Source organism: Streptococcus mitis (assembly GCF_000722755.1).
GTDB lineage: Bacteria > Bacillota > Bacilli > Lactobacillales > Streptococcaceae > Streptococcus > Streptococcus mitis_CM.
Genome location: NZ_JPFY01000014.1, coordinates 46766 through 58844 on the forward strand (window position 1 = coordinate 46766; position 12079 = coordinate 58844).

Sequence of the window (12079 nt, forward strand, 5' to 3'; positions counted from 1 at the left end):
TTATTTATTTAGCATAATCTACTGCACGAAGCTCGCGAATCACGGTTACCTTGATATTTCCTGGGTAATCGAGATTGTTTTCAATTTTCTCACGAACTTTGTGAGCCAAGATTGTGACTTTGTCGTCCTTGATTTGTCCTGGATTGACCATGATACGGATTTCACGACCTGCTTGAAGGGCAAAGCTATTTTGTACCCCTTCAAAGCCGTTAGCAATTTCTTCCAAATCATGGAGACGCTTGATGTAGCTTTCAAGAGACTCACTACGAGCACCTGGACGGGCCGCACTCAAGGCATCTGCTGCAGCAACGATCACTGCAATGACACTTTCTGCTTCAACATCGCCGTGGTGACTAGCGATCGTATTGACCACAACTGGGTGTTCCTTATACTTACGAGCCAATTCCATACCGATTTCAACGTGGCTACCTTCAACCTCGCGGTCAATGGCTTTTCCGATATCGTGAAGGAATCCAGCACGACGGGCAAGAGCCGCATTTTCACCAAGTTCGCTGGCCATAATACCAGCCAACTTAGCAACCTCAATCGAATGACGCAAAACATTTTGTCCATAAGAAGTACGGAACTGCAAACGTCCCATAATCTTCATCAAGTCTGGATGAAGGTTCGGCGCACCAATTTCATAGGCAGCAGCCTCACCATATTCACGGATCTTATTGTCAATCTCTTGACGGTTTTTCTCAACCAACTCTTCGATACGAGCTGGGTGGATACGACCATCTTTGAGCAACATTTCCATTGTCATACGGGCAATTTCACGACGAATCGGATCAAATCCTGACAAGGTCACCACTTCTGGTGTATCGTCGATAATCACATCGACCCCTGTCAAACTTTCAAAGGTACGAATGTTACGACCTTCACGACCAATAATGCGTCCCTTCATAGTATCGTCTGGCAGATGAACCGTTGAGTTTGTTGACTCCGCTACATATTCACCAGCAATACGTTGCATAGCTTGAACCAGGATGTCCTTGGCCATTTTGTCAGAGCGTTCCTTAACCTCTTGCTCAGCTTCGCGAATGCGACTGGCAATCTCCTTGGTCAAGTTTTCCTCTGTCTGTGCCAAGATAATATCTCGTGCTTCTGCCTGAGACAGGGCACCAATACGCTCTAACTCTGCTTCTTTTTGTCTTTCGACTTCCTCTAATTGCTCTTCACGCGCATCAAGGTTTTTCGCTCTATCAGAAATACTTTGTTCTTTTTGTTCAAGTGTTTGTTCTTTACTCGTCAAATTGTCGTCCTTACGGTCAAGGCTAGTAGCTCTCTCTGTCAAACGACTTTCGATTTGTTTGAGTTCCTGACGTTCTGATTTGAATTCAGCGTCCACTTCTTCACGGTATTTTCTGGCTTCTTCTTTGGCCTCCAATAGTGCTTCTTTTTTAAGAGACTTGCTTTCACGCTTGGCTTCATTAACAAGTAAATCTGCTTCACGCTCAGCTTGTCCACGTAAATTAGTTGCTTCTTGTTCAGCATTTAGAAGCATCAACTCTGCAGCCTCTTGAGATGATTTCATCTTAGCTGAGATGCTGACATATCCAATGACTAAACCAATGATGACGGCAAAAACAGCAATCGCAATGGTCATGATTTCCATGTTTTTACCTCATTAAATTTGTTTATCGAATGACATACATTCTTTAATATTCTATCATAAAAAACCGATTTTCACAAACCCAAATTGAAGAGTTTTGTGTGAATTTTGGACAAAAAGATTTCTAGTTCAGCTATCACTTAATACTAATTTATCTAGAGGAATATGATTAATTGTAATTTGCCCTTTTGATTCTAAAGGTAGGCATTTTATAAAGTCTTGATAGCTCGCTTCCGCCAATTCATCTATGTTAACAATTTGATAATTATTTTTTATTCTATCATTCAAAATATCATAGTAAATTTCAACTAAACAGTATTTCGTCTCACCACAAAGTACTTTAGTACAATCATAATACACTTTGTTGTCTGTTTTTGATATAAATATCTTACTTAGTCCTACTTCCCATAAACATGATAACAATTGAAAATAATATATATGTTCGGTGTAAATAAAATTAGAATATATCTCTTCCTCTGAAGTAGGTAAAGAATCCATAAAACATAAACTTGCAATCTTCTCTAACATTTCAAAATGAAAATATGCGTCTAACTCATAGGACTGGTCACACTCATCTACTTCATAAATACCATCAAAAAATGATGCTAGAATACTATCAGTTCCCAAACGATCATTCAAATAATCAACGATATAATCGTATATATCATTGTTAAACAATGGTAAAAGTTCCTGAAATATATGATTATTCTCAATTATATTTGAAAGTTCTTCTAACGACTTCTGGAACTCTCTCAAACTTAGTTTTTTTAGTTTTGAATCTTTATTTTTATCTTCTACAACTCTTTCACCTATATCTACATAATGAATTTTAAAAATCAATGATAACATTTTTCCAAAGTCATCATCTCTCAATTTACTCTTTTTCAAAATATTATCTATGACTTCTTCTGCAGATACCATTTTATTTTGATTTAACTTAAATTTACTATAAATGAGATTCTTTGCTGACCCTATTTCCTCACTATTTAAAATTACAATAATTTTAAATCTTTTATTCTCAGAAAGATAGTCAATATAACCCAATAAATCATTGTAATCTGAAGGGTTATCTGATGTTTCTGCATATGAAACACGCTCAAAATCATCAAAAATAATGATAGAATCTCGCTTCATCAAATCCGTTCCAACTGTTTTAAAGAACCATTTAAAAACTCCTCCAACAAGTGGAATAAAGTCCAAATTTCCGAGTATGGATTGTTTTTCTATTTCATTGATCAATATTTTCTCGGCTTGTTCTCTTGTTTTTATCCCAAAGCAGGAAATATAGTAGATTTCTTTCTTTTTATAAATTTGATTTTCAAAAAACGTCTTTATAAAAAATGTTTTCCCACTTCCCCAAGAACCATCCAACCAGAAGACATTATGAATAGAATCTGAACTATTTAAAAACTCCACCAGATGAGTTTGATAAGGATAGTCATCCAAGTCATATTCTGGAAATAGCTCCGGATCCAGTTTTTTATAACTAACTTTTTTAAAAATTATATCTAAAAACCAGAACAGTATTGTTGGTATAGTCAGTGCTAACAATATTATTACACGATTCTCATACAAAATTGAAATAGTATCTTTTAAAAAATTATAATTAGATACAAATTTATAAATAGGTAAAGCAAAGCGTTTAAATTGTTCAATCTCAAGTGCAAGATAGAGTACCCACGTACTGGCTATAAATATTTTGTACCATTCAACAACTCTAACATTACTACTCCATGATTGCCTTTGAAATGGATATTTCAGTAGCTTTTTAAAATTCAGAAAAAAATTAAGAATCCTCGTCATTATATTTTTCATATATACCCCTTTTAATCCATATTATCATGATTATACCACAAAATAAGAGTTATAAAGCGGATTCAAGGGACAAGAATTGTAATCACTATACTAAATTTCTTTGCTGATTTTTTGCCTTAGGAAATCTGTCATTTTCCAAAAAATTTTATCTTCAATTTACTATCTAAAATTTCTAAAATAAAAAAGCCTACCTTTCAGTAGACTTAGTTTGTCTCTATTCTAATCGGTACCCTTCCAAAATTCTGTTCTGCTATACTTGGATTCCCCAATTGGTAAATCTGGTCTGCCTTTTGAGTCATAGCATCCCAAGGTTCTTTACCAATTCGACTGACTAGATTTACCTCCCCTTTCAGAGACTTGAGATGTTGTCTGCCTTTTTCAGTAAATCCAAGGACATGAATGGCTTCTGGCAAATCACTTTCTCTAGCCTGCACCAAGATATAGGTTAAGATACGTCTAACACGCGCCTTGGTGTAGCGTTTGGTGGCAACCGCCTCGACCATTTCTTCTACAGACTGTGCTGTTTTAATAGCTTTCTTAATGCGCACTGCCATTTCCTGATTGACCTGATAGATAGTGGTTAGGTCTGGATTGGACAAGATTTGATAGCGGAGCATAGGAAAATAGTCTTCCCAGCTCACCTTACTAGCCTGCTCAAAGAGGGCAACAGAAGGCATAAAGCGTTCTAAGAAATCTTGGTCTGACTGATGCTTGCGCAGAGCTGTCGCCGAGGCAAAATCCACATCCTTATCCACAGAATGATAGCCAGCCCCCTGGCGCTGAATCGGATGTAACTTGATATTTCGTCCAGCAACCGACTTGGCATAGGCGAGAGCAAGAACATGATTAGGCGTATTGCCTGAAAACTCAAGACCAGCAAATTCCTTCCACATGGCTTGGGTTTTCTGGGGATAGGAAAGGGAATCAGGTAGATTTTCCACAAATTTCTCCATCTCTCTACCTTTCTCTGTGTATAAGTCAGCGATTTTCTGGTAATCCAGAACTTCCTCTGTCCCAAAGGCTAGAGTATCAATCCCCAACTGTGTTAAGATATCCACAGCTCCTTGGCCAAAGAAATCTGCTGCCTGAACACTGACTAAAAAGGGTAATTCCACTACCAGATCCGCTCCATTTTCCAGCGCCATCTGGGCCCGTGTCCACTTGTCCACAATAGCAGGTTCTCCACGCTGCATGAAATTTCCAGACATGGCAACGATTTTCAGTCCCTCTGCTTGATCCAGCAGGTATTTATGGCCATTATGAAAAGGATTAAACTCCGCGATAATACCCGTGATGGTCATGCTAATCTCCCTTTCTAATGACGAAATCTACGATACCACTCAGGCAATCTCCCTCTCCAGTTAAGCCATTGTTTTTCTCCTACTGGAAGGATTTCTGCTAGTTGTTCATTACTATAATTCTTTTGTAGTTCTGGATAAGCTATCAACATAGTTGGTCTATGGCATCCTGCAACCGTCATTGGCCATGTTCCATACATTAGCATATGTCGGATATCATCCTCCGATTTTATTTCATTTACTAACATATCAAAAAGTTCCTTAGACATATCGTAAACAACTAACTCTGAAAATACGGTTCCTTCTTCCTGAACATAAAAGTATTGCCCATCTTTTTCCCAAAGCGTTCCATTTTGACGGATACGATTAAACTGCGAAACTTCTTCCCAAGAATATTTTGATCGAACCATATCAACCTCCTACTTCTGCGCGACAAAAAACCAACGGGTACTAGTTTCTGTCGGTTCCTTGTCCTCAAAGTCCGCATAGAGTTTGAAGGACTTAAATCCAGCCTGTTCCAGCAAAATATCATAGGTCAAGACTTCATAGGTCCGCTCCTCATGCACTTCATCGTGGCGACTAAAGGAACCGTCAGCCTCCTTGATAAAAAAGGTCAACTCATGCACGATGGAGTGAGGCGCCGCATCCTCATAAGTATCCCAGAGCATTGCAAAATCTTCTGCATTTTCATGATAAGAATAGCCTGGAAAAACTTCATCTGTCTGATAGGTCGAATGCACATCAAAGATGAAAACTCCATCTTCATTAAGGGCATTATACACTTCCTTAAAAACATCCCCTACTTCCACCTCATCCTGCATGTAGCAGACAGAGTCTGAGTAACACGTGACAAAATCATATTGACCTGCCTTGGACAAATTCAGCATATTGCCTTCAATAAAATCAATCTTTTGCTTGGCTGAAGAAGCTCTCTTCTCAGCAATCTTCAACATATCCGCACTCAAATCAAGCCCAGTCACATCAAAACCAGCCCGAGAGAAGCGCACAGATTGAATTCCTGTCCCACAAGCCAGTTCCAAGAGTTTCTTTCTCTCCTTGGTCTTAGGCAAATGACGAAGCGAAAAATCCGTCCATCTATCGTATAAACTGTCGTCCATGACTGCATCATAGACCGCCGCAAAGGTTTCATAAGTTGCCATAATTAAGATACAAAGAGCGTTAAAAGCAAGGAGAAAATAGGAAACTTTCTGCTGTATCGTCAGATACAAAGGAAGTTTATCTTTTTCTCGCAGCTTTTAGCTCGTGTTCAGTTTCGAGATGAACAAAACACGACGCCCTCACCTTTCCATCAATTTTCTAAAATAAGCAAAGAAACCCAGTTGACTACAACTGAGTTCAATTGTACACTATAGTCTTTTCGTTTGCTTTTAGTACTAGGCAACGAGTTGCAGGCATAACTGGAGTTAGGCAAAACGAGTTAACGCCGTAATAAAAGATAAAGGAAAAGACTATAAAGCTTCAGATAAATCTACAGAATGCGCCTCATGCCATAGTTTTTCTAGGTTATAGTGGGCACGCATTTCTTCTGAAAAGACATGCACAACGACAGCGCCGAGGTCTAGTAGGACCCAGCCTCCAGCTGCATCACCTTCGATATGGCTACCTTTAAAGCCTGCATCAGCTACTTTTTCACGGATGTTATCAGCGATAGCATCCAACTGACGGCTATTCATTGAGCTAGTGATGACAAAGTAGTCCGTCACACTAGTCAAATCTTGTACATCAAGTGCGAGGATATCCTCTGCACGTTTCTCATCAGCCGCTTTCACGACTAGTTCTAGTAATTCTTTTTCGTTCATTTAGTCCTCTTTTTAGAAAATATGTTTGTAATCTAGGACATCTGCAAAGCGATTCTCCCAAATGTCCTCATAAAATTCATTTATCGTTTCTGCTGGAATATCATCCCCATCAAAGGTTGTGACAGCACCTTCTGGAATAATCAGCTTATAGCCATATTCAAAGGCAACCTTGACAGAGGTATCCACACAATATTCTGTCTGCATGCCACATAAAACTAATTTTTCAATCCCCTGTTTATCCAAGTATTCTTTTAAGCCAGTTTCTTTGAAAATACTATTATACTTCTTCTGAAAGACCTTTTCATCAGGTTTTCGATTTAAAAGCGCAGATAACTGCCAATCTTCTGATGTTTGAGCTTCAGGGGTCTCAATGTGTTGAGCATAGATAATTTCGATATTCTTGCTTCTAGCTTGTTTTTGTAAATAAGAAATTTTTTCCAATAGTCTCTCTGTCTTAAAACCTGTTTCCACTAAAATATTTTGTACATCAATAATAATAAAAGCCGTCTTCATTTAGTCCTCTTTCAAATAGTGCACAAAGGCGTTATAGGTTTCAATGGTCTGGGGATAGATAGGGAATCCCTGGTGAGCCAGATGCTCCACGGTGCGAGCTGTTTCGTAGGCCACCGCCTTATTGAGCGATAGATTCGCAATCTCACGTGCCTGGTCCACTCCAGGAAAGGCTCGATTATGCTCAATATAGTCTGCGACATAGATGACCTTATCAAGATCGGTCATCTGACCAGCCCCGACTGTATGGATTTCAATGGCTCGCAGGATTTCAGAATCATGCAAATTCAAATCTTCCTGAATCTTGTAGATGCCAACCATGCCATGCCAGACATTATTGCCCCAGTTTTTGAGATCAGAATCTAGCTGGTAACGGTCAATCAAATCCAGAAATTCCTGATCTGACAGCTTTTTAGCATAGTCATGAAGAAGGCCTGCAAGACCTGCTTTCTCGACATCAACTCCAAAGCGCTGAGCCAGTTCTATGGCTGCACTCTCCACACCCAAGCAATGGGTTAAGCGTTTCTCAGGTAGAAGCTCTGCCATTTTTTCCAACAAAGTCTCACGAGAGCAGTTGATATAGTCTTGATAGGTCATCAGTAGAGTCCCTCCTTCTCGATGTAGTCTAGCACCGGCTGAGGTAGGAGAAAGTTGGGTTTCCGACCTTGGGCAAGGAAGTCACGCACCATGCTGGACGAGATATCCATGAGAGGCACATCCACCCAGATAACGGGATAGGAAGTCCCTGCCTTGTAGCGTGGGCGCTGAACTCCCACAAACTGAACCATATCTACCAGTTCATCAATTCGGTACCACTTAGGCAGATAGTCCACCATATCGGCACCGATGATAAAGTAATAATCCGTATCTGGATTCTTCTCTGTTAAAATCTTCATGGTGTCGTAGGTGTAGGAAATACCCTTACGCTCTAGCTCGATTGTTTCAATGGCTAGCCCTTCAATCCCCTCAATCGCCAACTCAAGCATCTTGAGACGATGGTGTTCAGGGATTGTTTCCTTTTTATCTACATGAGGAGGTTGGTATTCAGGCATGAGCAGAACTTGATCTAGTCCCAACTGCTGGCGCACTTGATCCGCAACGATGAGATGGGCATTGTGAACAGGGTTAAAATTCCCCCCTAAAATCCCGACTTGTTTACGTTTTTTCTCCTTGATTTCTGGCTCCAACTCTACCTTGGTAAAGGGAGTCAATAGTTCGATTGCCATAGGCTAGTCTCCTTTATTTCTCTGTAAAAACAGTTATTTGGAGTAGGTTTTTAGATTTCTTTGACTTTTTTAGAAATCTTGCGATTTTCTTTCTTGCTAGATTGTTTAAACAAAATCAAGATGCGTCCGATTTTTTGGACAGTATCCACACCAATTTCTTCTTCCAAGATTTCAGCTACTTCGTGGATATTTTCATCTGTATTTTGCAAGAGCGTTACTTTAATCAATTCGCGGGCGTCAAGAGCTTGACGAACGCTGGTTTTGATTTGGTCGTTCAGTCCATTTTTCCCAATTTGGATGATGGGTTTGAGGGTGTGTGCCTGACTGTTGAGGAAGGCACGTTGTTTTGATGTTAATGACATAATTTCTTCCTTGTTTTTTTGATAGTTATTTTAGGTGGTGAGGGACGGTCGGAACTAATTTTTCAAAGATCTCATCTTTGAAAAATGGATTTCCTGACCTCACAATTGAGCCTAGGTCTCAATTGTGCCCCTTACCAATCTAACGATTGGCAAGACACCACGGCAATAACTATCTTTTTATGAGCTCACTTTGTTCGCTCAGTGATTTCATTTTAAATAATTGCTTTTCGTGTGACGACGGCGACGCCTTCTGGTGCCCAGACAGCGACTTTTGCTGTGCCTGTTACGCGAATCCAACCTAGGCCTGAGATAACTAGGTCTGTCTTGTCCTTGATGGTAAATACATGTTGGACTAGTTTTGGAAAATCTTCTTTTTCCTTGCTATTTGGTGGTGTCAGAAGGGTTCCTACATGCTTGTCATAGAAAGCACTAGCTCCTTCAAGCTTGGTTCGGTGGAGTTTGAGTTCATTATCAAAGAAGGCTGTGAATCCTTGCTTTTCACCCGCAATGAAGTCAAAGCGTCCGAGACCGCCTAGAAACAGTGTTTGTTCAGGATTTAGCTGATAGGTTTTGGGTTTAATTTCCTTTTTAGGGCTGACATACTTGAGGTTTTTAGCCGTCAAGTAGTGAGCCATCTGGTGGCGGTGGATAATTCCCGGCGTATCGTAGATATAAGAACCGTCGTCAAGCGGAATCTCAATTTTGTCCAAGGTTGTCCCTGGGAAGCGCGAAGTCGTGATGACATTCTGATCACCCGTGATTTCTTGAATGATGGCATTGATGAGGGTTGATTTTCCAACGTTTGTCACGCCAACAACATAGACATCACGGCCCTTACGGTAGTGTTCGATTTTGTCAATGACTTCCTTAATAGCATGTTTATTTTGTGCCGAAGTTAGGACGACATCCACAGGACGAAGCCCTTCTTCGTGGGCACGTTCCATGAGCCACTGGCTAATCTTACCTGGTTTAACAGACTTGGGCAAGATATCTTTTTTATTTCCAACCAGGAGGACATCATTGCCCGATACAAAGCGTGGCAAGCCTGGGATAACAGAGCCATTAAAATCAAAGATATCAATGACATTGACCACTAAGGCATCACTATCTCCCACCTCGTGCAAGAGCTTGAGGAAATCATCGTCCGTCAACTGGACATCCGTGATTTCATTGTAGTGGCGGAGACGGAAACAGCGTTGGCAATAGACTTCGCCAGTTTCCAAACCTTTTTCAAGTGCCGACTGGGGGGTAAAACCAAGACCAGCCTTATCTGTCGTCTGAATGGTTGCTCCACAACCAATACAGAGAATTTCTTCCATAGTTAAATTCCTTTTTTATATGTAATCGGTCCGTACTTTTCAGTGATTTTTCGCTTCACACGGCGCTCACGAGCTCGGTTAATCTGCGTTTTGATCGAGTCATGTTGGACCAAGGGTTTTACTAAAATCGAGCGAATACCAGCACGGTGGGCTGCTCGTATATCTGTCATGATCTGGTCGCCAACCATGACCACTTCGCTTTTCTCATAGTGGAATTCCTTCATGGCACGATCAATCCCAAATGTGAAGGGCTTCAAGGCCCAGTAAACGTAGTCAATCCCAAATTTCTCAACTGCTCGTTGGACGCGTTTTTTAGTGTTATTTGATACCACAATGATGCGAATGCCCGCGTCCCGAAGATCATGTAGCCATTGCTTCATCTCTGGCGTCCCGTCAGGGTTGTTCCAAGCAATGAGGGTATTGTCCAAATCGACCAAAACAGCCTTGATTCCCTGCGCCTGCAGGCTTGGGACTGTCAGATCATAAACTGCTTCCACAGCAAAATCTGGCATGTAATTTTCAATCGCCATTCTGGCTCCTTTTCTTAACTTTTTTTCGCAATTTTCCTTAGTAACAATGACAAGACAATCCACAACCCAGCACTAGCCAAACTGATGTAGAGCCAAGCATGGGGCTCATCTGTTAAAGGTAGGGGAACATTCATTCCGAAAAAGCCTGTCACGACTGCCAAAACCGCTAGCAAGACTGAAATGATGGTCAAGGTTGTCAAATTATCATTCAGATTATTGTTTAGGATGTTGTTGTAAGATGCTGATAGTTGTTGGAGTACTTGAGAAATCAAGTCTGTCATGGATACCAGCTGATGAGCCTCAATCATGGCATCATCAAACTGTTCTCTCTCAATCTCGTTAAAACTGCGATAGAGGGCATGCCCTTGAATGTGCTCGAGCAACATGCGATTTTGCTTGGCAGCCGCAGTAAGATAAACCATACCAGTCTCCAAGTCGGACAGCGCAAAAAGATTTTTCTTAGTTGTTCGCTGGCGCAAGAGGCCATTGACCTCGTCCTTACTCTTATCCATCTGCTCGATGACAGGATAGTAGGCATTGCTGATGATTTCCAGACTGGCAAAGAGAAACTTGTAAATCGAAAGCATGTCATGACTCTCCAGATAACGGGTCATCTGTTCAATGACATAGGCGTTCTTGGTATTACTAATGGTAATCAGGCGACGATGTTCCACGATAAAGGTCATGGGAAAGGCTTCGTAATATGCCTTATCCTTTTTCAAGTTCAAGACATTGTAGATAAAGGTCACAGTCCCATTTTCGCGGTGATAATCCATGTGGGCGCGTTCATTTCTATCCAGCGCGTATTCAATGGTTTCCTTGTCCAAACCGTAGATTTCAGAAAGGTCCTCTAGTTTTTTCAACTTGTCCAAATCTAGGTTAATCCAGGTACAACCATTGCCCAACTGTTTTTCTAAAAACATCTTCTCTCCTTTACCAAACTCTTTCTATTGTACCATAAATCTGCTAAAATTTCAGGCCTGGTCTGTCCGAGAGAAATTGCTGACAACGGTGATATTCCGATTGGGAACGAAGTGCAGAACATGATCTTCTCCTCTGAGTTGAGTCGTCCGAATGCCGACACTAACAACCTTGCCCGATACAGTAATAGGACCATTTGTCAGAACAACCTCATCTCCTACATCCAGTTGACGTTCAAAGAGGATGAAAAAGCCATTGATGACATCAGACAGAAAACCTTGGGCTCCCATACCAATGGCCACCCCAGCTATCCCGGCTCCAGCAAGCAAACTAGAAACTGGCAAACCCAAAATAGACAAGATACAGTAAAGCAAAAAGAAATAAAGGGTATAATTAAACACATTCTCTAATAAACGTGAAATGGTTTTCTGACGTCCGACATCGTGACGAGACATTTTTAGAGAAGGTTTGACAATTCTCTGCACCATGGTATGGAGCAATTTCTTAGCTATATAAAAGAGTAAAAATAGAAATAACAGAGAAATTAACTTGGTTAAGATATTTTCAATAATCGTTGTAACATCAAGCTTATTGAGGTAAGTTTTAAAAAATTCTTGCATAGAAAACTCCTTTCATTTATTATACCATACTTTCACAAGTGGT

At 40.5% G+C, this 12079-nt stretch carries 14 protein-coding genes; all 14 read right to left on the minus strand.

Annotation, left to right across the window (positions count from 1 at the left end):
• Nucleotides 1–4: 4 nt before the first annotated feature.
• The 14 genes from SK578_RS08300 to SK578_RS08365 all read right to left on the minus strand — a co-directional run bounded on the left by SK578_RS08300 (nt 5) and on the right by SK578_RS08365 (nt 12036).
• Nucleotides 5–1618: a ribonuclease Y gene (locus SK578_RS08300; protein WP_042751606.1), complete on the minus strand. Its 1614-nt coding sequence runs from the start codon at nt 1616–1618 to the stop codon at nt 5–7.
• Nucleotides 1619–1744: 126 nt separating this feature from the next.
• Entirely contained in the window at nt 1745–3430 is a 1686-nt protein-coding gene (locus tag SK578_RS08305) for a P-loop NTPase fold protein (protein WP_042751607.1), read from the minus strand.
• Nucleotides 3431–3633: 203 nt separating this feature from the next.
• Nucleotides 3634–4731, minus strand: coding sequence for a nucleotidyltransferase (locus SK578_RS08310; protein ID WP_042751608.1), 1098 nt, complete (start codon nt 4729–4731; stop codon nt 3634–3636).
• 14 nt (nt 4732–4745) lie between these two features.
• A complete protein-coding gene (locus SK578_RS08315; RefSeq protein WP_042751609.1) occupies nt 4746–5138 on the minus strand; it encodes a hypothetical protein in 393 nt (130 codons plus the stop codon).
• Between the two features lie 9 nt (nt 5139–5147).
• On the minus strand, nt 5148–5888 hold the full coding sequence (locus SK578_RS08320) for a class I SAM-dependent DNA methyltransferase (protein WP_042751648.1): 741 nt from the start codon (nt 5886–5888) through the stop codon (nt 5148–5150).
• A 309-nt stretch (nt 5889–6197) separates the two neighbouring features.
• A complete protein-coding gene (gene rsfS / locus SK578_RS08325) occupies nt 6198–6548 on the minus strand; it encodes a ribosome silencing factor (RefSeq protein WP_042751611.1) in 351 nt (116 codons plus the stop codon).
• A gap of 12 nt (nt 6549–6560) precedes the next feature.
• The gene (locus SK578_RS08330) at nt 6561–7061 is read right to left on the minus strand and encodes a cysteine hydrolase family protein (RefSeq protein WP_042751613.1); all 501 of its coding nucleotides are present in this window, start codon (nt 7059–7061) and stop codon (nt 6561–6563) included.
• A complete protein-coding gene (gene yqeK, locus SK578_RS08335; protein WP_042751615.1) occupies nt 7062–7655 on the minus strand; it encodes a bis(5'-nucleosyl)-tetraphosphatase (symmetrical) YqeK in 594 nt (197 codons plus the stop codon).
• A complete protein-coding gene (locus SK578_RS08340; RefSeq protein WP_000963705.1) occupies nt 7655–8284 on the minus strand; it encodes a nicotinate-nucleotide adenylyltransferase in 630 nt (209 codons plus the stop codon). The genes yqeK and SK578_RS08340 overlap by 1 nt, the downstream gene beginning before the upstream one ends.
• A 50-nt stretch (nt 8285–8334) precedes the next feature.
• A complete protein-coding gene (gene yhbY, locus SK578_RS08345; RefSeq protein ID WP_000060169.1) occupies nt 8335–8646 on the minus strand; it encodes a ribosome assembly RNA-binding protein YhbY in 312 nt (103 codons plus the stop codon).
• Nucleotides 8647–8858: 212 nt separating this feature from the next.
• Nucleotides 8859–9965 carry a ribosome biogenesis GTPase YqeH gene (gene yqeH / locus SK578_RS08350; RefSeq protein WP_020901601.1) on the minus strand — a complete coding sequence of 369 codons (1107 nt, stop codon included), beginning with the start codon at nt 9963–9965 and terminating at the stop codon, nt 8859–8861.
• A gap of 2 nt (nt 9966–9967) precedes the next feature.
• Nucleotides 9968–10495 carry a YqeG family HAD IIIA-type phosphatase gene (locus SK578_RS08355; RefSeq protein WP_042751619.1) on the minus strand — a complete coding sequence of 176 codons (528 nt, stop codon included), beginning with the start codon at nt 10493–10495 and terminating at the stop codon, nt 9968–9970.
• Between the two features lie 14 nt (nt 10496–10509).
• Complete coding sequence (locus SK578_RS08360) at nt 10510–11418, minus strand: magnesium transporter CorA family protein (RefSeq protein ID WP_004260845.1); 909 nt, start codon at nt 11416–11418, stop codon at nt 10510–10512.
• Between the two features lie 51 nt (nt 11419–11469).
• Nucleotides 11470–12036, minus strand: coding sequence for a mechanosensitive ion channel family protein (locus SK578_RS08365; protein ID WP_042751620.1), 567 nt, complete (start codon nt 12034–12036; stop codon nt 11470–11472).
• Nucleotides 12037–12079: the final 43 nt, after the last annotated feature.